Annotated in this window: 23 protein-coding genes and 1 riboswitch; of the genes, 13 read left to right on the forward strand and 10 right to left on the reverse strand. The window is 71.7% G+C overall.

All coding sequences use genetic code 11. From position 1 onward, the window contains the following. The first annotated feature begins 123 nt into the window (after nucleotides 1–123). Complete coding sequence (locus ACIBCA_RS13465) at nucleotides 124–1,677, forward strand: globin domain-containing protein (protein WP_396283008.1); 1,554 nt, start codon at nucleotides 124–126, stop codon at nucleotides 1,675–1,677. Here the strand turns inward: ACIBCA_RS13465 and ACIBCA_RS13470 are convergent. Further along, the gene (locus ACIBCA_RS13470) at nucleotides 1,674–2,216 is read right to left on the reverse strand and encodes an NUDIX domain-containing protein (protein WP_396283009.1); all 543 of its coding nucleotides are present in this window, start codon (nucleotides 2,214–2,216) and stop codon (nucleotides 1,674–1,676) included. The two genes, ACIBCA_RS13465 and ACIBCA_RS13470, sit on opposite strands and share 4 nt — an antisense overlap. Before the next feature lie 200 nt (nucleotides 2,217–2,416). Here ACIBCA_RS13470 and ACIBCA_RS13475 point away from each other — a divergent pair, with 200 nt between their 5' ends. Beyond that, nucleotides 2,417–3,271, forward strand: coding sequence for an IclR family transcriptional regulator (locus tag ACIBCA_RS13475; protein ID WP_396283010.1), 855 nt, complete (start codon nucleotides 2,417–2,419; stop codon nucleotides 3,269–3,271). A gap of 252 nt (nucleotides 3,272–3,523) precedes the next feature. Further along, nucleotides 3,524–3,943: an SsgA family sporulation/cell division regulator gene (locus tag ACIBCA_RS13480; RefSeq protein ID WP_396283011.1), complete on the forward strand. Its 420-nt coding sequence runs from the start codon at nucleotides 3,524–3,526 to the stop codon at nucleotides 3,941–3,943. Between the two features lie 134 nt (nucleotides 3,944–4,077). Here the strand turns inward: ACIBCA_RS13480 and ACIBCA_RS13485 are convergent, their stop codons facing one another. Next, nucleotides 4,078–4,458, reverse strand: a complete 381-nt coding sequence (locus ACIBCA_RS13485; protein ID WP_396283012.1) for a phage holin family protein — start codon at nucleotides 4,456–4,458, stop codon at nucleotides 4,078–4,080. A 116-nt stretch (nucleotides 4,459–4,574) separates the two neighbouring features. Here ACIBCA_RS13485 and ACIBCA_RS13490 point away from each other — a divergent pair, with 116 nt between their 5' ends. From ACIBCA_RS13490 to thiC, 4 genes are all read left to right on the forward strand, one after another. Beyond that, nucleotides 4,575–4,892: a cupin domain-containing protein gene (locus ACIBCA_RS13490; protein ID WP_396283013.1), complete on the forward strand. Its 318-nt coding sequence runs from the start codon at nucleotides 4,575–4,577 to the stop codon at nucleotides 4,890–4,892. An 18-nt stretch (nucleotides 4,893–4,910) separates the two neighbouring features. Continuing rightward, a complete protein-coding gene (tenA, locus tag ACIBCA_RS13495) occupies nucleotides 4,911–5,621 on the forward strand; it encodes a thiaminase II (protein WP_396283014.1) in 711 nt (236 codons plus the stop codon). A 212-nt stretch (nucleotides 5,622–5,833) separates the two neighbouring features. Next, nucleotides 5,834–6,022: a DUF5326 family protein gene (locus tag ACIBCA_RS13500; RefSeq protein WP_396283015.1), complete on the forward strand. Its 189-nt coding sequence runs from the start codon at nucleotides 5,834–5,836 to the stop codon at nucleotides 6,020–6,022. Between the two features lie 154 nt (nucleotides 6,023–6,176). Then, nucleotides 6,177–6,311, forward strand: a riboswitch (TPP riboswitch). Beyond that, nucleotides 6,307–8,133, forward strand: coding sequence for a phosphomethylpyrimidine synthase ThiC (gene thiC / locus ACIBCA_RS13505; protein WP_396283016.1), 1,827 nt, complete (start codon nucleotides 6,307–6,309; stop codon nucleotides 8,131–8,133). It overlaps the preceding riboswitch by 5 nt. Before the next feature lie 81 nt (nucleotides 8,134–8,214). On the opposite strand, the gene ACIBCA_RS13510 is transcribed toward thiC, so the two are convergent. Continuing rightward, entirely contained in the window at nucleotides 8,215–9,051 is an 837-nt protein-coding gene (locus ACIBCA_RS13510) for a helix-turn-helix domain-containing protein (protein WP_396283017.1), read from the reverse strand. Nucleotides 9,052–9,163: 112 nt separating this feature from the next. Between ACIBCA_RS13510 and ACIBCA_RS13515 the strand changes: the two genes are divergently transcribed. The 3 genes from ACIBCA_RS13515 (at nucleotide 9,164) to ACIBCA_RS13525 (ending at nucleotide 11,122) form a co-directional block, all read left to right on the forward strand. Then, entirely contained in the window at nucleotides 9,164–9,760 is a 597-nt protein-coding gene (locus ACIBCA_RS13515) for an NADPH-dependent FMN reductase (protein ID WP_396283018.1), read from the forward strand. An 11-nt stretch (nucleotides 9,761–9,771) separates the two neighbouring features. Beyond that, a complete protein-coding gene (locus ACIBCA_RS13520; protein ID WP_396283019.1) occupies nucleotides 9,772–10,740 on the forward strand; it encodes an aldo/keto reductase in 969 nt (322 codons plus the stop codon). Between the two features lie 103 nt (nucleotides 10,741–10,843). Further along, nucleotides 10,844–11,122, forward strand: coding sequence for a putative quinol monooxygenase (locus tag ACIBCA_RS13525; protein WP_396283020.1), 279 nt, complete (start codon nucleotides 10,844–10,846; stop codon nucleotides 11,120–11,122). A 131-nt stretch (nucleotides 11,123–11,253) separates the two neighbouring features. On the opposite strand, the gene ACIBCA_RS13530 is transcribed toward ACIBCA_RS13525, so the two are convergent. From ACIBCA_RS13530 to ACIBCA_RS13550, 5 genes are all read right to left on the reverse strand, one after another. Continuing rightward, entirely contained in the window at nucleotides 11,254–12,225 is a 972-nt protein-coding gene (locus tag ACIBCA_RS13530; protein WP_396283021.1) for a hypothetical protein, read from the reverse strand. A 419-nt stretch (nucleotides 12,226–12,644) separates the two neighbouring features. Next, nucleotides 12,645–13,970 (reverse strand): hypothetical protein, encoded by a 1,326-nt coding sequence (locus ACIBCA_RS13535; RefSeq protein WP_396283022.1) that lies wholly within the window; start codon nucleotides 13,968–13,970, stop codon nucleotides 12,645–12,647. A gap of 203 nt (nucleotides 13,971–14,173) precedes the next feature. Then, nucleotides 14,174–14,968 carry a hypothetical protein gene (locus ACIBCA_RS13540; protein ID WP_396283023.1) on the reverse strand — a complete coding sequence of 265 codons (795 nt, stop codon included), beginning with the start codon at nucleotides 14,966–14,968 and terminating at the stop codon, nucleotides 14,174–14,176. Between the two features lie 224 nt (nucleotides 14,969–15,192). Further along, nucleotides 15,193–16,575 carry a serine/threonine protein phosphatase gene (locus ACIBCA_RS13545; RefSeq protein ID WP_396283024.1) on the reverse strand — a complete coding sequence of 461 codons (1,383 nt, stop codon included), beginning with the start codon at nucleotides 16,573–16,575 and terminating at the stop codon, nucleotides 15,193–15,195. A 114-nt stretch (nucleotides 16,576–16,689) separates the two neighbouring features. After that, entirely contained in the window at nucleotides 16,690–17,847 is a 1,158-nt protein-coding gene (locus ACIBCA_RS13550) for a LacI family DNA-binding transcriptional regulator (protein WP_380439668.1), read from the reverse strand. Nucleotides 17,848–18,185: 338 nt separating this feature from the next. Here ACIBCA_RS13550 and hisC point away from each other — a divergent pair, with 338 nt between their 5' ends. Then, nucleotides 18,186–19,271 carry a histidinol-phosphate transaminase gene (hisC, locus tag ACIBCA_RS13555; protein ID WP_396283025.1) on the forward strand — a complete coding sequence of 362 codons (1,086 nt, stop codon included), beginning with the start codon at nucleotides 18,186–18,188 and terminating at the stop codon, nucleotides 19,269–19,271. Between the two features lie 55 nt (nucleotides 19,272–19,326). On the opposite strand, the gene ACIBCA_RS13560 is transcribed toward hisC, so the two are convergent. Then, the gene (locus ACIBCA_RS13560; protein WP_396283026.1) at nucleotides 19,327–20,061 is read right to left on the reverse strand and encodes a helix-turn-helix domain-containing protein; all 735 of its coding nucleotides are present in this window, start codon (nucleotides 20,059–20,061) and stop codon (nucleotides 19,327–19,329) included. 248 nt (nucleotides 20,062–20,309) lie between these two features. Here ACIBCA_RS13560 and ACIBCA_RS13565 point away from each other — a divergent pair, with 248 nt between their 5' ends. After that, nucleotides 20,310–20,978, forward strand: a complete 669-nt coding sequence (locus ACIBCA_RS13565) for a DUF4097 family beta strand repeat-containing protein (protein WP_396283027.1) — start codon at nucleotides 20,310–20,312, stop codon at nucleotides 20,976–20,978. Between the two features lie 79 nt (nucleotides 20,979–21,057). Here the strand turns inward: ACIBCA_RS13565 and ACIBCA_RS13570 are convergent, their stop codons facing one another. Then, nucleotides 21,058–21,474 carry a MarR family winged helix-turn-helix transcriptional regulator gene (locus ACIBCA_RS13570; RefSeq protein WP_396283028.1) on the reverse strand — a complete coding sequence of 139 codons (417 nt, stop codon included), beginning with the start codon at nucleotides 21,472–21,474 and terminating at the stop codon, nucleotides 21,058–21,060. 787 nt (nucleotides 21,475–22,261) lie between these two features. On the opposite strand from ACIBCA_RS13570, the gene ACIBCA_RS13575 reads away from it, so the two are divergent. Then, nucleotides 22,262–22,411 (forward strand): hypothetical protein, encoded by a 150-nt coding sequence (locus tag ACIBCA_RS13575; protein ID WP_396283029.1) that lies wholly within the window; start codon nucleotides 22,262–22,264, stop codon nucleotides 22,409–22,411. Nucleotides 22,412–22,425: the final 14 nt, after the last annotated feature.

A 22,425-nucleotide genomic window follows, 5' to 3' on the forward strand; every position in this document is an offset into this window, starting at 1 on the left:
GCACGATTTGTCGGATGAGCACTTCGGGCGTGCCACGCTGCCTAGGCGTCAGCAGAGAAGCCAGGTGGTGACGCTGGGTCGGCCGGAGGCGAAACGATTCTCTTGGGTACTCGAAATGTCGCGGTGAAGTCCCGCAGAACACTCCTGATCCGCACCGGGCACGGATCGGCGGGGGTCTCCTCGGTGCCGGGCCTGCCGGAGGCGGCGCCGGTCGCCATGGCGGAAGCGGTGCCGGAGCCGACATGGGCACCGGAGGCGGCACCGGAGCCGGTGCCGGAGCCGGTACGGCAGCCGACGGCTCGCTTGATCCCCGAGCCGCCCGACCACCCGCCGACCGTCCCCGCGCCCAGCCACCCCGAGCGGCCCGCGACCACCGGCACCGGCACCACCCCCGCCTTCCAGCCCCTGTTCGCCGATGCGCCCGGGCTCAACTGGGCGGGCCCCGGCGACAGTTGGAGCAACGCCTGGGCGGCGCAGCCCGCCGCGCCCACCCCCGTCGTACCGCTCGCCGCGACCGTCGGCTCGGCCGTCGAACTGCCCCTCACCGCCCGGGACATCGAGCTGATCAGGGCCAGCCTCGCCGTCGTCGAACCCGTCGCCGACCGCGCCACCGCGCACTTCTACGCGCTGCTCTTCCTGCACCACCCCGAGGTCCGCTCGCTCTTCCCCGCCGCGATGGACGTCCAGCGCGACCGGCTCTTCCGCGCCCTGCTGGCCGCCGCCCGGGGCGCCGAGGACCCGGTGGCGCTGCGCGCGCACCTCGGCGGGCTGGGCCGGGGCCACCGCCGGTACGGCACGCTGACCGGCCACTACGCCCCGGTCGGGGAGTGTCTCGTGCAGGCGCTCGCCCGGTACGCGGGCGCCCGGTGGGACGCCGACACCGAACTGGCCTGGCGCCGCGCCTACCTGCTGATCTCCACGATCATGATCGAGGCCGCCGAGGAGGCCGCGCTCACCTCCCCGCCCTGGTGGCAGGGCGAGGTCGTGCGCCACGAGCGCCCCACCCGGGACGTCGCGGTGCTCACCGTCCGCCCCGACCAGGCGTACCCGTACCGGGCCGGGCAGTACTGCAGCCTGGAGACGCCCTGGTGGCCGAGGGTCTGGCGGCACTACTCCTTCGCCGGCGCGCCCCGGTCGGACGGGCTGCTGACCTTCCACGTCAAGGCCGTCCAGGCGGGCTGGGTGAGCAACGCGCTGGTGCACCGGGCCGCGCCCGGGGACGTCCTTCGGCTGGGCCCGGCGGCCGGTTCGATGACCGTCGACCACCGCGCCGGGGCCGACCTGCTCTGCCTGGCCGGCGGCACCGGCATCGCGCCGATCCGGGCGCTGGTCGAGGAGATCGTCTCCCACGGGCCGAACGCCGGCCGCAGCGTCGAGGTGTTCTACGGGGCCCGCCGCGCCGCCGATCTGTACGAACTGGACGGGCTGCGCGAGCTGGCCGGGCGCCACCCGTGGCTGACGGTGCGCCCGGTGCTCTCCGGCACCGGCCCGGCCGCGGGCGCGCTCACCGGCGAACTGCCCGAGGTGGTGGGCCGGTTCGGCCCCTGGCCCGGCCGCGACGCGATGCTCAGCGGGCCGCCCGCGATGGTGCGCCGGGGCGTGGGCGTGCTGCTGCACGCGGGGGTGCCGGCCGAGCGGATCCGGCACGACCTCGTCGGCGGACTGGAGAACAGTTAGGCGAGATCGGGGGCCAGGAGAGCGCGGACGCCCTCGATGTTGGCGGCGAGGTACGCCCGCAGGCGGGGCGGGACGATGTTGACCGAGGTGACGCCTTCGCGGGTGAACGGCAGCCGGACCACCTCGTACTCGCCGTTCGGATCGTCCACCTCGGGCCCGTGGCGCCGGCTGAGGTCCATCGAGGCCAGTCGGCAGACGAAGAAGTGCTGCACCTTGACCCCGTGGGGGTGCAGCAGCGTGCCGTCGTCGTGGTGGGTGTGGCTGATGGTGTCGACGAAGGCGGGCACCACGTCCACCACCTTGCCGCCGAGCTCCTCGGACACCTCGCGGTGCAGCGCCTCCACCACCGTGCGGTCCTCGCGCTCCACCCCGCCGCCGGGCGTGATCCAGTACGGGTGCGGGGAGCCGGGCCGGACCCGCCGGATCAGCACGATCGAGGCCGGGCCGTACGGGTCGTCCCGGTCCAGCTCCAGCAGGATCGCGCGGGCGGTGCGCTTCACGACCGGGCGCGGTGGCGGAGTGCGGTTGTCGGTGCCCATGGCCACCTCCGGGGCGGGAGCGTTGTGCGGGAGTCTCCCGCGCGGACGCGCCGTCGAAACGCCGACCCGGGTGGGTGCGTCCGTTCGGGGCGCCGCTGTGCTGCAATGGGCAGCCGCCGGAGGAAGCGGAGCCCGCGCTCCGCATGTCCGGGCTGGGCGCGGACCTGTGCGAGGGACTGGGGCGGGGGGCTGGGTTGGTCATGGAACAGAGCGGGGAGCCGTCCGGGAGCGGTCCGAGACGGGCGCGGCCCCTGGAGGGCCTGCCCCCGGAGGACCTGCCCCCGGAGGACCTGCCGGTGGATGCGGCGGGCCGGGGCAGGGGGCCGACCCTGATCGGCTCCGTCCAGCGGGCGCTGCGCCTGCTGGAGGCGGTCGGCGGCTTCCGCCACGGCGCCACCGCCAAGCAGCTCGCCCGTGCCGCCGACCTGCCCCTGGGCACCGCCTACCACCTGCTGCGCACCCTCGCCCACGAGGGCTACCTGCGGCGGACGGACGGCCGGTTCCACTACGGGGAGTCGGTGAACGGCATGGGCCGCACCGACGACCACCCGTCCGAGCGGTGGGACCTGCGGGGGCGGATGCGCACGCTGCGGGACGAGCTCGACGCGGCCGTCTACTTCGCCCGCTACCAGGACGGCGAGGTGCGGGTGGTCGAGATCGCCGAGGACCGGGCGCGTCCGGCCGTGCCCCCCTGGGCCGACTTCCGGGCCACCGCCCACGCCCACGCCATCGGCCAGTGCCTGCTCGGCCAGCTGCCCGAGGAGGCCCGGCGCGACCACCTCGCCCGCCACCCGCCGGTCGGGCTCACCCCGTCGACCTTCACCCGGGACGCGGTCGTGCTGCGGCGGCTCGCGGCGCAGCGGCCCACCATGCCCGTCCTCGAGCGCCAGGAGTACGCGCTCGGCACCGTCTGCGCGGCCGTGCCGATCACCGTCGGCCCGGTGGTCGCCACCCTGGCGATCTCGCTGCCGGTGGAACAGGCGGACCGGTTGGTCAACGCGGCCGGTCAACTGCGGCGCAGCGTCGGGGCGATGAGCGCGGCGTTCGTGCTCTGACCGGTCGGCCCGGCGGCGGTCCCGGCCGCGCGGGAGGCACTCTTGACAGCGCCTGGGGACGGGGTTCACTCTCGTTCACCATTTGAAAAAGCACACCTTGTCCATGTCCTCCCCAAACGTGGACGATGAGGGTCCAATGTGGACTGGTTGCACGAAACCGTGGATCTACTGCACGAAACCGTCGAAAACATGCCCGGCCGCCGGCGGGACAAAGGGGTCCCGCGACCTGGCAGAGCGAGAGGTACTGGCGCCATGCAGCACAGCACGACCGTCCAGGGCCACCTGGCGATGGGTCTCGTGGTCTCCCCCGAGCTCACGTTCAGCATCGTGGTGGACCTGGAGTACGACCCCGGCGACCCGTACGCCGTCCGCTTCACGTTCCACCTGCCCGGCGACAACCCCGTCACCTGGGTCTTCGCCCGCGAGCTGATGCTGGACGGCCTCACCCGTCCTTCCGGCGAGGGCGACGTGCACATCCGCCCGCTCGCCGGGGAGCTCGGCGAGGTGTGCCTCGTCCTGCGGGCGCCCGGCGGAGACGCCATGCTGCGCTCCTCGGCGGCTCCGCTGGTCGCCTTCCTGGCGCGCACCGACCGGCTGGTGCCCATGGGGCAGGAGATCACCACGCGGGAACTGGACGCCCAGCTCGCCGACATCCTCAGCGGCCGGGGGTAGCCCGCCTCTCGGAGTGGGCGCGGACGCGGACGCGACGGAGGGGCCCGTACCCGGTGGACGTACCCGGGCGCAGGCCCCTCTCGCGTCGGCGCAACGGCCGTCGTCAGCCGTCAGCCGTCAGCCGTCGGCCGCCGTCAGTCGTCGTCCAGGGCCAGGTGCAGGCCCCAGGAGACCACGCTGATGATCAGCGAGCCGATCAGCGCCGCCCCGAACCCGGTGACGTGGAAATCCAGTTCGAGCTTGTGGGACGCCCACGAGGTCAGCATCAGCATCAGGGCGTTGATCACGAAGGTGATCAGGCCCAGGGTGAGGATGAACAGCGGGAACGAGAACAGCTTCACGACCGGCTTGATCAGCCAGTTGACGACGCCGAACACGACCGCGACGCCGAGCACCGTCAGCGCCTTGTGCTGCCAGTCGGCCTTGCCCTGAGCGAGCTGGATGCCGCTGACGATCCAGGCGGCGACCCAGATGGCCGCCGCGTTGATCAGTGTCTTGATGACGAAACCCTTCATGGCGCCCAAGCCTGGCAGGCCCCCGGGCCGCAGGGAAGCTCCCTCCGGACGAGTTGGTGTTGAATGCCCCTGGTCCCGGAGGTGGACGGCCGGGCGCGAAACGGAGGGGTACGACGGTGAAGCTGTTCCGGCTGGACGAGTTGGACGACGAACGGGCGGCCAACGACGGCGCGTACCTGCGCTTCCTGCGCGAGCCGCGGATGTCCGCCGGGCTGTACGCCCTCGCCCCCGGCGCGACCGACACCCAGACCGCGCACGACCAGGACGAGATCTACCAGGTGATCAGCGGCCGGGCCGAGCTGACCGTGGGCGCCGAGACCGCGACGGTCGGGCGCGGCACCGTCGTGTACGTGCCCGCCGGCACCCCGCACCGCTTCCACCACATCACCGAGGAACTGCGGGTGCTGGTGGTCTTCTCGCCTCCCGAGGACTGACCTCCTAGGGTTGCCGGCATGACCCGCAGCACCGGCAGCAGCCCCAGCCTCAGCCCCGGCCTCAACCTCAGTCTCACCGAGGAGCTCTGGGCGTCGATCGAGCCGATCTACGCCGAGATCCTCGCCCACCCCTTCCTCGGCGGCCTCACCGACGGCACCCTCCCCCGGGAGGCGTTCCGCCACTTCGTCGTCCAGGACTCGCACTACCTGCGCGACTACGCCCGCGCCCTCGCCGTCTGCGCCGCCAAGGCGCCCGGCGAGGAGGAGGTCCGGGCGTTCGCGGACGACGCGATCGGCGCGCTCGCCGCCGAGCAGGGCATGCACGCCGAGTTCCTCACCGCCTTCGGCGGCAGCGCCGAACAGGCCGCCGCCGAGCCGGTGCTGCCCACCACCCGGGCCTACACCAGCTACCTGCTGGCCACCGTGTACGGCGGCTCCTTCGCCGAGGCGGTCGGCGCGGTGCTGCCCTGCTACTGGATCTACGCCCGCGTCGGCGAGGCGCTGCTCGCCCAGGGCTCCCCCGACCCGCTGTACGCCAAGTGGATCTCCACGTACGGGGACGAGGCGTTCCAGTCCGTGGTGCGGCGGGTGCTCGCGCTCACCGACCGGCTCGGCGAGGAGATCTCCCCGGCCGAACGCCGCAGGGTGGTCGAGCACTTCACGACGACCTCGCGCTACGAGTGGATGTTCTGGGACGCGGCCTGGCGCGGGGAGCGCTGGCCGGTCTGACCTGCGCGGAGCCGTGGCCGGGGCCTGTTCCGGGCTTCGGGCGGGCGGTTCTCGGGGGCGACCCCGGGGGTCGGGGTCGGGGTGATCTCGGGGTTCTCTCCGGGCCGTTGGGCCTCGTTCCGGCGCAGGGGTCACCGTACGATCGAAGTACCGAAAGCGAGCGGGATGCGGCACCGGACGGCAGCCGGCCCGAGGGGAGAAGAGGAACCGACATGGCTGAGCTCTGGAAGTCGCTGCCCTCCTGGGTGCGCAACATCGTCATCCCGGTGCTGGTCCTGGTGCTGGCCTGGAACATCATCGGCTTCGTCGGCGCCGTACTGAGCATCATCATCAAGCTGCTGGTGGTCGTCGGCATCGCCGCCGCCGTGGTGATCCTGGTGAAGAAGGCCGCCAGGAGCTGAGCCGTCGGCCCCGACGCCCGAGCCGCTGAGGCCCGGCCCCCGCACCCCGGGGAGCCGGGCCCCGGGTGTTTTCGGCCCCGTGTCCGTCGGTGACGCCGTCTGGACCTGCGGGGATCGGATCGCTACGGTGTTGGGCGTCATGTGCAGGCAACACCGCCTGCGACGCGGGAGCTCGGAGCACCGGGCTGAGAGGGCGCTGACCGGGACGTCGACGGACGGACCGACGGCTGCGTCGACCGCAGGAACCTGACCGGGTAATGCCGGCGTAGGGAGTATGAGGTCAGATGACCACGTTCGAAGCACAGCCGCAGTCTGCCCAGGGCACCCCCGCCACCGCCCCCGACAGCGCCCGCAGCGGCTACCCCACCCCGGCCTGGCGCAAGGCCCACCGCGAAGGGTCCCGCCCCGACCTGCGCGTCCCGTACCGCGAGGTCGTCCTCACCAACGGCCGGACCGTCCCGCTGTACGACACCTCCGGCCCGTACACCGACCCGTCCTACGAGCCCGACGTGCGGCGGGGCCTGCCGCCGCTGCGCGACTCCTGGATCCGCCAGCGCGGCGACGTCGAGGAGTACGACGGCCGCGAGGCGCGTCCCGAGGACGACGGCATCAAGCACACCTCCCCGCGCGGCGGCGACCTGCGCAACCTCGACGCCGTCTTCCCCGGCCGCCCGCGCCGCCCGCTGCGCGGCCGCGACGGCGCGGCCGTCACCCAACTCGCCTACGCCAGGCGGGGCGTGGTGACTCCGGAGATGGAGTTCGTCGCCCTGCGCGAGGGCCTGGAGCCCGAGTACGTGCGCGCCGAGGTGGCCCGCGGCCGGGCCGTCATCCCGGTCAACGTGAACCACCCGGAGGTCGAGCCGGCGATCATCGGCACCAACTTCCTGGTGAAGATCAACGCCAACATCGGCAACTCCGCCGTCACCTCCTCGATCGAGGAGGAGGTGGAGAAGATGACCTGGGCCACCCGCTGGGGCGCCGACACCGTCATGGACCTCTCCACCGGCCGCAACATCCACACCACCCGCGAGTGGATCCTGCGCAACTCCCCCGTGCCGATCGGCACCGTGCCGCTCTACCAGGCCCTGGAGAAGGTCGACGGCAAGGCCGAGGAGCTCAGCTGGGAGGTGTACCGGGACACCGTCATCGAGCAGTGCGAGCAGGGCGTCGACTACATGACCGTCCACGCCGGCGTGCTGCTGCGCTACGTCCCGCTCACCGCGCGCCGCAAGACCGGCATCGTCTCGCGCGGCGGCTCCATCATGGCGGCCTGGTGCCTGGCGCACCACCAGGAGAACTTCCTCTACACCAACTTCGAGGAACTCTGCGACATCCTGGCCACCTACGACGTCACCTTCTCCCTCGGTGACGGGCTGCGCCCCGGCTCCATCGCCGACGCCAACGACGAGGCCCAGTTCGCCGAGCTGACCACCCTCGGCGAGCTCGGCCGCATCGCCCGCGAGCGCGACGTCCAGGTCATGATCGAGGGCCCGGGCCACGTCCCGATGCACAAGATCAAGGAGAACATCGACCTCCAGAAGGAGATCTGCGACGAGGCGCCGTTCTACACCCTCGGCCCCCTCGCCACCGACGTCGCCCCCGGCTACGACCACATCACCTCGGGCATCGGCGCGGCCATGATCGCCTGGTGGGGCACCGCGATGCTCTGCTACGTCACGCCCAAGGAGCACCTGGGCCTGCCCAACCGCGACGACGTCAAGACCGGCGTGATCACCTACAAGATCGCCGCCCACGCCGCCGACCTCGCCAAGGGCCACCCCGGCGCCCAGGCATGGGACGACGCCCTCTCCGACGCCCGCTTCGAGTTCCGCTGGGAGGACCAGTTCAACCTGGCCCTCGACCCGGAGACCGCCCGCGACTTCCACGACGAGACCCTCCCCGCCGAACCCGCCAAGACCGCGCACTTCTGTTCCATGTGCGGCCCGAAGTTCTGCTCGATGAAGATCTCCCAGAAGATCCGCGACGAACACGGCGTCGGCTCCACCGCCGTGAACACCGACTTCGACGCCGAGGCCCTCGCGGGCATGGCCGAGAAGTCCGCCGAGTTCGCCGCCCAGGGGAACAAGGTCTACCTGCCGCTGGTTGACTGACAGTTGGCCTGTGTGACGGGGTTGGGGGATCCGGTGATCCCCCAACCCCGTCGACTGCCTTCGGACGGTGGCCGGAGCGTGTTACGAGATGGCCCGGAGCCGGCCGGGGGACGGGTGGCGGAGTTGGTCGACGGCGTGGGCCGTCTCCTCGTCCGCCGGGAGGAAGACGACCAGCTGTTGGGCGTCGGAGGAGAGTTCGAGCGTCTCGCGCAGGAGCCGGAGTTCTTGTCCGGAGGGGTGGTTGAGCCGGAGCACGCCGCGTCGTGGAACCGCGTGACGGTTCAGGCGTTCGGTGAACTCGGGCCCGGCGACGGGCGCGAGTTCGGTGGTGAGCCACTCGGAGTTCTCGATGGACGGGCCGAGCCAGAGGTCGAAGGCGTGTTCGTCCGCAACGTCGTCCCAGTCGGCGAAGAACGTCCGGGCTCCGGGGTCGGTGAAGACGTAGCGGGTGAGGTTGGGGGCGTCCGCCTCGAGGAACCCGCTTGCGCCCAGCACCAGTTCGTAGCCGCTGGTGCGAGCGAGAACGTCGCCCAGCCGGTTGGTCACCACGGCGATTCCCGGTTCGAGGAGGCGAAGCGTTTCGAGGACGGTCGGCCGGACGCCGCGGGGCGGTGGCGCGGGCCGGGTGTGGGCGGCGCACTCACCGCCGGTGATCTTGGCGAGGTAGCGCAGGTGGTTTCGCTCCGCGGGGTCGAGGCTGAGTGCGTCGGCGAGCGCGTTCACGATCGGTACGGAGGGATTGCGGTCACGGCCCTGCTCGATGCGGGTCAGGTATTCCACGCTGATGCCGGCCCGCACGGCGAGATCCGAGCGTCGCAGACCCGGTGAACGACGACGGCCGCGGTCGGGCAGTCCCAGCGACTCCGGCTGGATGCTGTCGCGCTTGGCCCGGATGAAGTCCCCCAACGGCGTACCCATGCTGCGAGCATAGGGGGCCGCCCGCCGGCCGCGGAGTGCTCAGGGTGGCCCTGCGGGGGCTGGTCTGAGCCCGGTCTGGTTAAGGCTGCGGGCCGGCCCGATCGTGGTGGGCATGGAGAAGAAGAACCCCAAGCTGTTGATCATCGTCGGAAGCGTCCGTGAGGGACGGTTCGGCCCGGTGGTGGCCTCGTGGGTCGGCGAACAGGCCCGCACCCACGGCGGATTCGAGGTCGACACCGTGGATCTGGCCGAGATCGACATCCCGTTGGCGCTCCCCGCGGCGTCGCCGAAGTACGCCGGCGACGACTACCCCCGTCCGGCCGGTATGGCGCCGCTGACCTCGGCGCTGGAGGCCGCCGACGCGTTCGTCGTGATCACGCCGGAGTACAACCACAGCTACCCCGCCTCGCTGAAGGCCGCCATCGACTGGCACTTCACCCAGTGGACGGCCAAGCCCGTGGCCTTCGTCAGCTACGGGGGCGCGGCGGGCGGCCGGCACGCGGTGCTGCATCTGGAGAACGTGCTGACCGAGCTGCACGCCGTGACGATTCGCGACGGTCTGGCCTTCCCGAACTACTTCACGGCCTGGCAGGACGGCCGCCCGCTCGACTCCGAGGCACCCGGGTACGCCAAGACCCTGCTCGATCAGCTGGCCTGGTGGGCGGGCGCGCTCCGGTCGGCGCGCGAGGCCGCTCCCTACCCGGCATGAGGACGGCGACGATGGAGTACGTTCCGCTCGGAGGCACCGAGCTGCAGGTCAGCCGGATCGCGCTCGGTTGCATGGGATTCGGGGGCCCGGGGCAGGAGGTCCACCCCTGGGCCTTGGACGAGCAGTCCGCGGCACCGGTGTTCCGCCGGGCCGTCGAACTGGGCATCACCCTGTGGGACACCGCCAACGTCTACGGCGGGGGTACGTCGGAAGAGATCGTCGGCCGTGCGGTGCGGAGGTACTCCCGTCGGGAGGACGTCGTCATCGCCACCAAGGTGGGGCTTCCGATGCACGGCGGCCCCGGGGGCTCCGGGCTGTCCCGCAGGGCGATCGTCGACCAGGTCGACGCCTCGCTCGCACGCCTCGGCACGGACTACATCGACCTCTACCAGATCCACCGGTTCGACCCCGGAACTCCGGTCGACGAGACGATGGAAGCCCTCCACCAGGTGGTGGCGGCCGGGAAGGTCCGGTACATCGGCGCCTCGTCCATGTGGGCGTGGCAGTTCGCCACGATGCAGCACACCGCCGCGCAGCACGGTCGGACGAGGTTCGTGTCGATGCAGAACCAGTACAGCCTCGTGCAGCGCGAGGACGAGCGGGAGATGTTCCCCCTGCTCGCGGATCAGGGGGTCTCCAGCCTGCCCTGGTGCCCGCTCGCCTCGGGGCGCCTGGCCCGGCCCTACGGACAGGTGACCAGCCGCTCGGCGAGCGATCCCGTCGGCCGGCGGTTCTTCGGTGACGTCGACCGTCCGATCGTCGATGCGGTGCAGCGGATCGCGGCGCGGCGCGAGGTCCCGATGGCTCAGGTCTCCCTCGCCTGGGTCCTCGGCAACCCGACCGTCGCTGCACCCGTCATCGGAGCGACCAGCCCGGCTCACCTCGACGACGCGGTGGCCGCCCTGGCCGTGCGACTCGACGAGGCGGAGATCGAGGCCCTGGAGAGCGGGTACACGCCGCGCCGGCCGACGGGGTTCTGAAGGCCGACCGGGAACAAGGTCCAACTACCGCTGGTTGACTGACGATCGAGCGCAGCGTCGGAGCACGGGAAGTGAGCGGAAGACCTTGTCCAGGACCATAAGCGTGATCGCGGTGTTGAAGGCCAAGCCCGGGATGGAGGACCGGATGCGGGCGCAGGCGCGGTCGATGGCCGAGGCCAGTCTGGCCGAGCCGGGCTGCCTCTCCTACCGCAACTACGTGGACCCGGAGGATCCGCGGGCCTGGGTGGTCGTGGAGGAGTGGGCCGACCGGGAGGCGCTCGATGCTCATCTGGCGAGCCCTCACCTGGCGCGGTCGCTCGAGCTCTCGGGCGAACTGCTCGCCGAGCCGCCGTCCTTGAAGGTCCTGGCCGAGGTGGACTGACCTCACGCGCCTCGTTCCGGAGCGCCGTCCCGAGTCGATCGGGGCGGCGCTCCGTCGTCTTCGGCCACCGCTCGGAGCGGCCGGCGCCCCGGGCAGCCGTGGCTGTCCGGGGCGCCGGGGTGGGGCTGGTGTTATCCGAGGGCGTTGACGGCGACGGAGGCGGTGATGTCGGTGTCGACGGGGAACTGGCCGGTGCTCGGGAGCAGGCTCAGGGTGCCGGCGGCGAAGATCGAGGCACCGCCGGTGCCGAGGGAGAGGCGGACCTTGTAGGTCTGGCTCTGGCCCTGGCCGAGGCCGGTGAGGCCGGGCAGCGCCCAGGTGCTGTTGGTGCCCGCGACGGGGGTCCAGCTGCCGCCCTGGAGGACGTCCAGCTTCAGGCTGACCGGGGCGGTGACGGCGCCGTTGCCCCAGTGCAGGGTGGGGTTGATCGCCGCGTTGATCGGCGCACCGTTGTTGGTCACGGTGACGTCGGTCGTGTACGGGGTCGAGGCGGAGACGGTGCCCCAGAGGTTCGAGAAGTTCTGGAACAGGGCGCCGGTGGGGGAGGCGACCTGAAGGGTCCCCGGCGCGCTGTTGGCGCTGTCGTTCTGGTCGTTGGCCAGCTCGATCTTCACAGCGGTGTCGGCGGCCGGGAGGGCGGCCTTCACCTTGGCGGAGACGGCCCAGGTGTAGGTGGTGTGGGCCGGCACCTTGAAGGTGGAGTAGGTGGAGGTCGGCACGACGGTGCCGGTGAAGGCGTTGTTGGCGTCCCAGGAGGGGATGACGTCGGTGCTCGGGGCGGAGATCGCCTTCGCGTTGAAGTCGACCCAGCTCGGCACCACCGGGTTGGCGCCACCCACCGGCGTGACCTTCACCGCCGGGTGGAAGGGCTGAGCGGTGTCGGAGTTGTTGGTGACGGTCAGCGTCAGGTCCGCGCCGCTGCCCGTACGGGTCAGCGTGGCCTGTCCTGCGTTCTGCGTCAGGGAGGCCACCAGCGGCGCGGTGCCGCTCGCGGTCGTGCTGGCGAAGGCGACCGCCGGGGTGAGGGTGGCGGCGCCGATGGCGGCCACCACAGTCGCGGCGGCGAGCACACGGGAACGACGAGTGGACGGGTTCGTGAACATGAGTGATTTCCCCCTGGAAATCAATGGCAGACATACACCGAGGTCGGCCCGGCACTTTGGGTGCGGGCCCGGCGGCTGCGATGCGAAGATTTTTACAGGAGGCTTGTCGGCCTACCAACACAAACTTTATTACCGTTTTATAACGAGCGACAAAGCGCAGCTCAAGGAACGGTTGTCGCCGTTCATTAGGTTCTGTCCGATCCAATGCAAGAGGTTCGTCCGCCATCCAATTCACGGGAAGGAATGGGCCCGCTGATGTGGTGGCCGAAATCCATAGGGAAGTGGCGCTGAGGCGGGGAAAGAGAGTGGGAGGCCTTGTCCAAAAACATAAAGGCGAGGGCGGCCGTACCGGGAGTTCCCGGTTCGGCCGCCCTCGGTGTCAGGCGGGGTCAGGCTAGAGCAGGTGGGCTCGGGCGAGCTCAGGGAGCGACGAGCTGGGAGTCCTGCTGGGGCCGGGCGTCGGGCACGGCGGCGGGGGTGGGGTCGGCCGGGCGACGGCGGTACTCGAGGACGGTCACCACGAGGACGGAGAGGGCGGCGAAGCCCATGGAGGCGGAGAGCAGCTTCCACTCGAAGGGCGACCACTGGTAGTCCCACATCGTCTGGACGTTCTTGATCCGCAGGAACGTGAGGTAGGCCGAGAACGACGAGACCTGGACCAGGACCGGGACGAACCAGAGCCGGCGCGGCACGTAGAAGGCGGCCACGACGCTGAGCACGTCCGCGATGTAGAAGTAGCGGTCGTGCATGGACGGCAGCAGGAACGGCAGCGTGATCGCCGACGCCAGAGCGGTCAGCACGACCTGGTTCTGGGTGAGGGTCGGGCGGGCCGCACCGCTGCGCAGGGCCAGGCGGCCGGTGCGGGAGAGCACGGCCAGCGCGATCAGGACGCCCACCACGGCCCCGGTGGCCAGGATGCCGGCGCTGCGGATGCTCTCGGCGTGGTGCGGGTCGAGCGGCGTCCTGATGAACTGGTACACCGACGGCGCGTTGAGGGTCAGCTGCTGGTACGAGTCGGCCTGGCGGGTGTAGACGGTCAGCAGCTTGACCGGGTCGGCGCCGATCATGAACGCGGGGATGTCCAGCGCCAGGTAGACCGCGGGGATGGCCAGGAGGCTGCGCCACAGCAGTCGGCGGGTGAGCAGCATGACCAGCAGGAACGGGAAGACGAACACCGTCTGGAGCTTGAAGGCGAGCGCGAAGCCGATCATCGAGCAGGCCCACCAGGGGCGGCGGGTCAGCACGAAGTAGACGGCGCCGACGACGAACGAGGTGTAGATCGAGTCGGCCTGCGACCACCAGCCGCTGTTGGAGACGACGGTGGGCAGCAGCAGGACGAGCAGGGTGGCCGCGAACGGCTGCCAGGCGTCCCGGCGGGGGAAGCGCAGGGCCACGATCCGGAGGACGAAGAAGCCCATGAGCAGGTCGAAGGCTATGGATATGGCCTTCATCCCGGTGAGCGCCGAGACGGGCAGCTTGGTCAGCGCCGCCAGCAGATAGAGGTACGGGACGTTGTAGTCCGCGAAGCCGGGGTCCTTGAGGGCGTGGAATCCGCCCTGGTCCAGGGACTTGTACCACTGGGACAGGAACAGCTGGAAGTCCAGCGACTGCCAGTGCCGCATCGCCGCCCGGACGCCGAGGGCGACGATCCCGATGCCGACCAGCAGGGCCAGCCGCACCGCGGGCTTCGCGAGGGGTGACAGCGGTCTCTCCGTGGTGGCCGGGCGTCCGGCTGCGTGCGTCATGTGGTCTCCGTTGGAAGGTCGGGACACAACCTCCGTTGGCCCCCACGACTGCGACACATTCAACCCGATCTCGGGGCGGATCTTGGCGTCGGGGTGTGGCGCCCCCGGCGTGGGCCGGGGTCGGGGGCCGGATCGGGAGACGGATCGGGAGACGGAGCGGGAGACGGAGCGGGAGACGGAGCGCGGGACGGGCGGTGGCCCGGTCAGCCGACCTCGTCGGGGCCGGTGAAGGCCGGCGGGGTGTAGCCGGTCGGGCCGGACTTGCCGAGGCCGGGGTCGTCGGGGCCGGTGAAGTCCGGGCTGCTGTACGAGGGGGAGCTGAAGCCGGGGCTGCTGAAGTGCGGGGGGCCGCCGGGGACGGCGGGCAGGGCGGAGTGGAGGTAGGGCAGCAGTCCGCGTTCGCGCAGGGCCGTGCGCCATTCGCGCCGGGCGCGGGCGAGTTCGGCGGCCTGCTGCCGGTCGGTGCCGACCGGGGTGGCCGCGGAACCGTCGCGCAGTGCGGTGAGGACGATCCCGATGATGCCGACCGCCATCGCCGCGACCCCGGCGGCCAGGGCCGTCCAGCCCGCGGTGATCAGCGGGCCGGCGAGGGCGACCGAGGGGTCGGCGGCCCGGACCAGGTAGCCGAGCAGCAGCAGGGCGACGGCCGCCGTCCAGGCGAGGATCGGCGTGAGGACGGTGAGCACCGGGAACAGCCCGGCGCCGCCACCCGAGGAGCGCAGCTGCGCGAGCAGCGCGGGCGCGGTGGGTTCGGTGCCGGCGGGTGGCGGCGGGGTGTTGCGCAGGCTGTCGCGCAGCGCGGTGTAGCGCTCGTACTCCTCGGCGGCGGCCGCGGCTATGCGGTCGGCGTCGCGGAGCGCGTGCACGCGCAGTTCGGCGGCGGTGAGTGCGCCGGGCGCGCGCAGGGCGGCGAGGACGGTGCTGTCGCGCAGGGCTTCGCCGAGCAGGCGTTCGTACTCGGGACGGTCCTCGGCGAGCAGGGGCGGGGGGTTGGACATGGGGACCCCGTTCGGGCAGACCCGGGCCGGTTCGGCGAGGGGCGGGGCCCTCGGGGAGGCCGGGACGGGCACGGAGGCGGGCCACCGGACGGGCGGCCGGGTGTGACGTGCCTCATGTTAGGGGCGTGCCCCGCCGACTTGACAGTCGGTTTCCGGAATTTCGCGCCCCGGGCCGCGCGCGTGCGGCGGCCCGAGCGCCGGGAACAACTGTTCGTACGGTCCGCTCAGTTGATGGGGAGTCGGGCCACGAGGAGGCGCCCTTCCATGGTGACGCCGCCATCCATGGCCACGGCCAGGTCGTCGGCGTACACGTACGGCCCGGGGATGTGCGGCGGCTGCCCGTCGTCGGCGTGCACGGCTCCGGTGAGGTACGGGATGGGGCTGTGCCCGTGCACGATGCGGGTGCCGCCGTAGGTGTCGAGCAGTTCGTGGACGGCCATCGACCCGGTCTCGCCGCGGAAGGCGAAGCGCTTGGTGAAGCGGCGGAAGCAGTCCCACCACTCGTCCACGCTGCCGTCCGCGAGCAGGCTGTGCACGGCGTCGTTGACGTCGGGGATGGACTCGCCGTACTCCAGGTACGCGGTGGTGTCGGAGTGCAGCAGCAGGTGGCCGTCCTCCAGCGCGACGGCGGGCAGCCGGGAGAGCCAGCTGACGTGGTGCGCCTCCAGGCGGTCCAGGTCGTTCTGCTGGCCGCCGTTGAGCCGCCAGGCGGCGAGGAAGGAGGCGGTGCCGGCGGTGGACTGCACGGGCTCGTCGCCGTAGCGGGCGGCGCCGAGGAAGAGCAGTTCGTGATTGCCCATCAGGGCGCGGCAGTAGCCCCCGGCGGCGGCGGCCTCGGCGGCGAGCTGCATGACGAGGTCGATGACGCCGATGCCGTCCGGGCCGCGGTCGGTGAAGTCGCCGAGGAACCAGATGCGGGCGCGGCCGGCGGACCAGTGGCCCTCGGCGTCGATCAGGCCCTGGTGGTGGAGTTCGGCGCGCAGTTCCTCGAGGTAGCCGTGCACGTCGCCGACGACGTAGACCGGGCCGGGGGGCTCGCCGGGGCCGGGGGCCGGGTACGGGTAGGTCGGCGCGGAGGGGTCGGGCAGCGGGGGGCCGAGCTCGATGGTGGGCGGGTCGTCGCGGCCGGGGAGGTCGGCGGGGAGCTGGTGCGCCGGGGAGGGCTGGTCGGGCAGGGTCTGCTCGTAGCCGGCCTCGTAGCCCTGCTGGTGGCCCTGCTGATGGCCCTGCTGGTGGCCCTCGTAGGTCTGGGGGTCGTCGTAGCCCCGTGCGTCGTGGTGGTTCTGGTGGTTCTGGTGGTTCGCCTGGCCGTCGTGGCCCGGGTGGCTTTCGTGGCTCTCGTGGCTCTCGTGGGAGAAGGCCACGGTGTGGGACTGGGCGTGGACGGTGTGTCCGTGGCCGTCGCCGGCCCAGTGCTGTTCGAGGTACCGGGCGCCACCGTAGCCGCTGTAGGTCTCGGCGTCGTACGCGTCGTAGGTGGAGCCGGGGTGGCCCGGTACGGGTTCCGGCTCGTAGTAGGTGCCGTACGGCAGCACGTCGAGGTCCGGCTGGTGGCGGGGGCCTGACTCGGGGTGTTCAGGCCCGGGGAAGCGGTCCTCGGGTGTCATTCGCCCATCATAGGAAGACCACTCTCCCGGCGTCGTCACCTGGTGGGTATCCAATCCTCCGGAGCGTCAGCCGGGCCGTCCCGCAAGGTCCGTTTTGTCCCGACTCGTTATGGTCTAGACCTCGCCCGGGGGCCGGGGAGGACTGACGGTGGTGCGCGGGCTCCGGCGCTGGGAGGACGCGCGGACGATCAGCTCGGTCGGCATCAGGGTGCCCGGCGGAGGGCCGGTCCCGGCGGTGCGGAACCGGGGCGGGAAGAGGCGGGCGATGTCCACGCCGGTGCCCGAGTCCACGCCCTCGATGGCGTCGATGAGCAGGTTGACCACGGTGGTGCCGATCCGGCGCGGCTTGAGCGAGAGGGTGGTGATGGGCGGCTCGGTGGAGGCGTACACGTCGCTCTCGCTGCAGCAGACCAGCAGCAGGTCGTCCGGCACCCGCAGGCCGTAGCGGCGGGCGGCGGCGAGCAGGTCGGTGCCGTTGGGGTCGAACAGGCCGTAGACGGCGTCGGGGCGGTCCGGGCGGGCGAGCAGGCGGTCGGCGGCGACGGCGCCGGCGGCCGGGTCGTGGGCCGGGTACGCCTCGTACACCGGCTCCTGGCCCACCTTGGCGCACCAGCCGAGGTACGCCTCGGTGGAGAGCCGGGTGTAGGTGTCGGTACTGGTTCCGGTGAGCAGGCCGATGCGGCGGGCGCCGGCCTCGGAGAGGTGGTCGAGGATGCCGAGCACGGCGGCCTCGTGGTCGTTGTCGACCCAGGCGGTGACCGGGCAGTTGCCCGGCTTGCCGTCGCTGACCACCGGCACGCCGGAGCGGTACAGCTCGCTGACCAGGGGGTCCTGGTCGGGCGGGTCGATGACGACCGTGCCGTCCAGGGCGATGTTGCCCCAGACGTCGTGGCGGGAGGAGGCGGGCAGCACCACGAGCGCGTAGCCGCGGCCGAGGGCGGCGCTGGTGGCGGCTCTGGCCATCTCGGCGAAGTACGCGAACTCGGTGAAGGTGAACGGTTCCTCGCCGTAGGTGGTGACGGTCAGCCCGATCAGACCGGACCGCCCGGTGCGTAGGGTGCGGGCGGCCGCCGAAGGGCGGTAGCCGAGGCGCTCGGCGACCTCGCGCACCCGGCTGCGGGTCTCGTCGGGCAGGCGGCCCTTGCCGTTCAGCGCGTCGGAGACGGTGGTGATCGACACTCCGGCGGCTGCTGCCACATCCCGGATGCCGGCCCGTTCCAGACGCCTTGAGGTGGTGGGACGCCGACCGCTCTGGTTGGCTGCTGCTGTCATGGCGGACCGATCGTATGGCGCCTGACAAGGGTCTGTGACCGGCGCATCGGGAGCGTGCGGAGATACGTTTCTCCAAGAGTGAGCCGGGGTGCGCTCCTTCGATCCCCGCCTGAAACCAGGGCTCTTACCTCTGACATGTGCCGAAGGAAGCGGGCAGAATGGCTGATCTGCACCTGTAACCCGACCGGGCATCTCACTCCTACGGGTGAGGGCGGTCGGTATCGTGCAGGGCACCCGACCGGGGTGGTCCGGGCGCGTCCCGATATCCCGGGGACACGGCGGCGATCCCGACCGTGCGAGGGCGGGCGGACCGGCAGAGAACACGAAGGAGTACGACCGTGAGCAGTGGTACACCGGCGCAGGGCCCGCGCCTGCGCCCGAGCCTGGACGGCATCCCCACCTACAAGCCCGGCAAGCCCGCCGGCGCCGACGCCTACAAGCTGTCCTCGAACGAGAACCCGAACAACCCGCTGCCCGGCGTCCTCGAGGCGGCGATCGCGGCCGCCGGTTCGTTCAACCGCTACCCGGACATGGGCGTCAGCGAGCTGACCGCCGTCCTGGCCGAGCGCTTCGACGTGCCCGTCGAGAACATCGCCCTCGGCACCGGCTCCGTCGGCGTCGCCCAGTCGCTCATCCTCGCGACCGCCGGCCCGGGCGACGAAGTCGTCTTCGCCTGGCGCTCGTTCGAGGCGTACCCGATCATCACCCAGGTCGCCGGCGCCACGCCCGTCCCGGTCCCGATCACCGAGAGCGGCGACCACGACCTCGACGCGATGCTCGCGGCGATCACCCCGAACACGCGGCTGGTCTTCGTCTGCAACCCGAACAACCCCACCGGCAACGTGGTCCACCGCGCCGAGCTGGAGCGGTTCATCGACGCCGTGCCGAGCGACGTCCTGGTCGTCGTCGACGAGGCGTACATCGAGTTCATCCGCGACCCCGAGGTGCCCAACGGCATCGACCTGTACCGCACGCGCCCCAACGTCTGCGTGCTGCGCACCTTCTCCAAGGCGTACGGCCTCGCGGGACTGCGGGTCGGCTTCGCCATCGCGCACGAGCCGGTGGCGAACGCGCTGCGCAAGACCGCCGTTCCGTTCGGCGTCAGCCAGCTCGCCCAGGACGCGGCCGTCGCCTCGCTGCGGGCCGAGGACGCGCTGCAGGTGCGGGTGGAGGCGCTGGTCGAGGAGCGCGCCCGCGTCGTCTCCGGGCTGCGCGCCCAGGGCTGGGAGGTCCCGGACTCGCAGGCCAACTTCGTCTGGCTCGGGCTCGGCGAGCACTCGGCGGAGTTCGCGGCGCGCTGCGCCGAGGCCGGGGTGATCGTGCGGCCGTTCCCGGAGGGCGTGCGGGTGTCGATCGGCGAGGCCGAGGGCAACTCGATCCTCCTGGCGGTCGCGGAGGCGTTCCGCAAGGAGATCGGCGGCTGAGGCCGCTCGTACGAAGGAGCCGGTCCCGGGGTGCTTCCCGGGGCCGGCTCCTTCGTCATTCGGCGGGCCGCTCGGGTTTGGTGTGGAGGATCGCGCGGGCCTGGTCGGCGGCGCGGGTGATGCTCTCGGAGACGTGGTCGAGGAAGCGGGCCACGTTCTCCATGCGGACGGCGGCCGCGGTGCCGGTGCCGAGCACGCCGACGCCCTGGCGGGCGGTCTCGGCGAGGAGGGCGGTGCCCTTGGCGCTGTCGATCATCGACTGGTACCAGACGTCGTCGTCGACGACGTAGCGCTCGCGGCGGCCCTCGCCGCGCTCCCGGCGCACGAGGGTCTGGGCCTCCAGGAAGGCGATCGCCTTGGAGACCGTCGCCGGGCTGACCCGGAGGCGCTGGACGAGGTCGGCGGCGGTGAGGCCGCCCTCGTCGCTCGTGAAGAGCAGGGCGAGGACCCGGGCCGTCATCCTCGGCATGCCGGAGTGCACGAGGACGGTGGTGAGCGTCTCCTCGTACGCGAGCACGGCCTCCGGGTCGCGGCCGTGGACGGCCCGGCGGGGGGCCTCGGCGGTTCTGCGGGCGGCGGCGGGGGACTTGCCGCGGTGGGCGCGTCGTTCGGTGGCGAGGTGGGCGAGGTCGGCGCGGTAGGAGGTGGGGCCGCCGTTGCGCATCACCTCGCGGGTGACGGTCGAGGTCGGGCGGTCCAGGCGCCGGGCGATCTCGGCGTAGGCGAGGCCGTCGGCCAGCCCCAGCGCGATCTGCCGGCGTTCCTGCTGGGTGAGTCTGCCTCCGGGCATCGCGGGCTCCGCTCGTGGGTGGTTCGGGTGGGGGAAGGGTAGCGTTCAGTTCTTGCCCATTGCAACGAAGGGGTTGATTGACGTTGCATTAGATTTACAGCCGGTGCAACGATTTCAGGGCTTTGACCTTTGGTGATGGGGTTTTCTGGCGATAGATTCGTTGCCTGATTCTCGAACGCAACGTAGCTTTTCCATCGTTGGAAACGCCGGAGGGCAGGGGCCCGCCGGGGATCGAGAAGGAGCACACCATGCAGAAGTTCGACACCACCGCCCCGGTCACCGCCGTCGTCGAGGTCCCGGCCGGCCGCATCGGCTTCATCGCCGCCGACCAGGCCGAGACCACGGTCGACGTCCGGCCCGCGGACGCCTCCAAGGGGCGCGACGTGAAGGCGGCGGAGGCGACCCGGGTCCTCTTCGAAGGCGGCGTCCTGCGGGTCGACGTCCCGGAGCAGGACAGGATCCTGGGCCCGAGCGGAGCGGTCGAGATCACCGTCCAGCTGCCGGCGGGCTCGCGGGTCGACGCGAAGGTCGCGGCCGGTGAGCTGCGCGGAGTCGGGCGCCTCGGGGACGTCCGCTTCGAGGGCGCGCAGGCGGTCGTCAAGCTCGACGAGGCCGCGAGCGTGCGGCTCGAGCTGCAGCTGGGCGACGTCTCCATCGGCCGGCTCACCGGTGACGCGGAGATCGGCACGCAGAAGGGCGACCTGCAGATCTCGGAGGCCGTGCGGGGCGCCGTGGTCCTGCGCACCGAGCACGGCGGGATCTCGGTCGCCGCGGCCCGGGGCACCTCGGCGACGCTGGACGCCGGCACCTCGTACGGGCGGGTGCACAACAGCCTGACCAACGCGGCCGGTCCGGAGGCCGAGCTGAACATCCGCGCCACCACCTCGTACGGCGACATCACCGCGCGCAGCCTGTGAGGTTTCCACGGGTGCCCACGAGGCCCTCGCCCGTTCCCCGGGCGAGGGCCTTCGGGTTCTGCGACTGTCAGCGCGTCACCTATGCGCCTCTGGTCAACTGGCCCCGGGATGTGAGGCGTTGGAGGGAGCTGGTGAACGGGTTCGCGAGATCGCCGAGGGGTTCGAAGAACCTGTGGTCGGTCTCCGCCACCACGCGGACGGTGCGGTTGGCGACCTCGCGCCCCGCGTTCGTCACCTGGAGCGCGCGGGCGCGCTTGTCGGTGGGGTGGGGGAGGCGTTCGACGTAGCCGGCGGCCTCCAGGGCCCTCAGCACCTGGGAGGTCATCATCGGGTCGGTGGCCGCGTGGTCGGCCAACTGCTTCTGGGTGATGGGGCCTTCGGTGCCGAGCCAGGTGAGGGCGGCCAGCAGGACGAACTGGACGTGGGTGAGTCCGTACGGCTTGAGGGCCGCGCGCTGGGCGGCCTGCCAGCGGTTGGTGATCTGCCAGAGAAGCAATCCGGGGCTCTCCTCGGCATCGCCGAAGGATGAGGCCGATTCCCGTTCGCTCATAGGCTGAACAGTCCTTCCTGTGGTGCGGTCGCGGTCGTCACCGCCCCGCCGTTCATCGCTGCTCCGACGAGGGTGAAGTCTCCCTCGCCGAGCTCGATCAGACCACGGCGCAGACGTCGGTGAACTCGCGGTCGGTGGGGGCCGGAAGTGCTCCGGCCTGCGGTTTCGATGCGGTCGGAAAAAGTTCTGAACTCACCTGCAACCCCTCGGGGGGATGCGCGTCTATCAGGGTGAAGGCGGACGGAGAGCAGGACCGGCGAAGCCGGGGGGTTGCTTCCGCTCGACAGGAGCGGCGCCGGTCACCTTCACCCAACACACCGTCAGACACATGACCCTGGGGAGTCACGTCATGCGCACGCCCGTTATCACCCGTTTCACGAAGAACGTCCGCCCGGTTTCCGTCCGCCGTGGGCTGGCGCCCTCTCCTCCGCCGCGTTCCTCGCCCTGGGCGCAGGCGTCCTGATCGCCGTCCGCCGACTCCGACCCCAGCGGTAACCGGCCGACGGCCACCACGAAGGGGCCCTGTTCCGCACACCGGTGCGGAACAGGGCCCCTTCATGCGTCGACGGCCCAACGGGCGGCGAAAAAGCCCAGGTTAGGATGCGCGCGTGGAAACCTGGGGGAGGATTTCGACGGGCTCCGAGACCGGATCCGGCGGTGGGAGGCCGGGCTGCTCCGGAGGCTGCCGAGGGTCCTGACGGTCGCGGCTCTCCTGCTGATTCCGTGGAGCGGGGTGCTGATCGCCACCGTGCCCGGGCGGATCGGCGCCCGGAACTTCGCCAACTCCTGGATCGGGCTGGACCTCTTCGAGGTGTGCGCGCTGCTGGCCCTGGCCTGGCTGTCCGGGCATGCCCTGCGCTGGGCGGCCCGGCCGGCTACGTGACGACCGTGCGCGAC

The organism is Kitasatospora sp. NPDC051170, from assembly GCF_044455705.1.
GTDB lineage: Bacteria > Actinomycetota > Actinomycetes > Streptomycetales > Streptomycetaceae > Kitasatospora.

Bases quoted from the DNA above. Each gene is read 5' to 3' on its own strand.
- ACIBCA_RS13480 (WP_396283011.1), top strand. From the start codon at position 3,524: ATGCAGCACAGCACGACCGTCCAGGGCCACCTGGCGATGGGTCTCGTG.
- ACIBCA_RS13560 (WP_396283026.1), bottom strand. From the start codon at position 20,061: ATGCCCGGAGGCAGACTCACCCAGCAGGAACGCCGGCAGATCGCGCTG.
- ACIBCA_RS13530 (WP_396283021.1), bottom strand. From the start codon at position 12,225: ATGTTCACGAACCCGTCCACTCGTCGTTCCCGTGTGCTCGCCGCCGCG.
- ACIBCA_RS13470 (WP_396283009.1), bottom strand. From the start codon at position 2,216: ATGGGCACCGACAACCGCACTCCGCCACCGCGCCCGGTCGTGAAGCGC.
- ACIBCA_RS13550 (WP_380439668.1), bottom strand. From the start codon at position 17,847: ATGACAGCAGCAGCCAACCAGAGCGGTCGGCGTCCCACCACCTCAAGG.
- ACIBCA_RS13540 (WP_396283023.1), bottom strand. From the start codon at position 14,968: ATGTCCAACCCCCCGCCCCTGCTCGCCGAGGACCGTCCCGAGTACGAA.
- ACIBCA_RS13510 (WP_396283017.1), bottom strand. From the start codon at position 9,051: ATGGGTACGCCGTTGGGGGACTTCATCCGGGCCAAGCGCGACAGCATC.
- ACIBCA_RS13515 (WP_396283018.1), top strand. From the start codon at position 9,164: ATGGAGAAGAAGAACCCCAAGCTGTTGATCATCGTCGGAAGCGTCCGT.
- ACIBCA_RS13485 (WP_396283012.1), bottom strand. From the start codon at position 4,458: ATGAAGGGTTTCGTCATCAAGACACTGATCAACGCGGCGGCCATCTGG.
- tenA (WP_396283014.1), top strand. From the start codon at position 4,911: ATGACCCGCAGCACCGGCAGCAGCCCCAGCCTCAGCCCCGGCCTCAAC.
- ACIBCA_RS13500 (WP_396283015.1), top strand. From the start codon at position 5,834: ATGGCTGAGCTCTGGAAGTCGCTGCCCTCCTGGGTGCGCAACATCGTC.
- ACIBCA_RS13535 (WP_396283022.1), bottom strand. From the start codon at position 13,970: ATGACGCACGCAGCCGGACGCCCGGCCACCACGGAGAGACCGCTGTCA.
- ACIBCA_RS13565 (WP_396283027.1), top strand. From the start codon at position 20,310: ATGCAGAAGTTCGACACCACCGCCCCGGTCACCGCCGTCGTCGAGGTC.
- ACIBCA_RS13520 (WP_396283019.1), top strand. From the start codon at position 9,772: ATGGAGTACGTTCCGCTCGGAGGCACCGAGCTGCAGGTCAGCCGGATC.
- ACIBCA_RS13475 (WP_396283010.1), top strand. From the start codon at position 2,417: ATGGAACAGAGCGGGGAGCCGTCCGGGAGCGGTCCGAGACGGGCGCGG.
- ACIBCA_RS13545 (WP_396283024.1), bottom strand. From the start codon at position 16,575: ATGACACCCGAGGACCGCTTCCCCGGGCCTGAACACCCCGAGTCAGGC.
- thiC (WP_396283016.1), top strand. From the start codon at position 6,307: ATGACCACGTTCGAAGCACAGCCGCAGTCTGCCCAGGGCACCCCCGCC.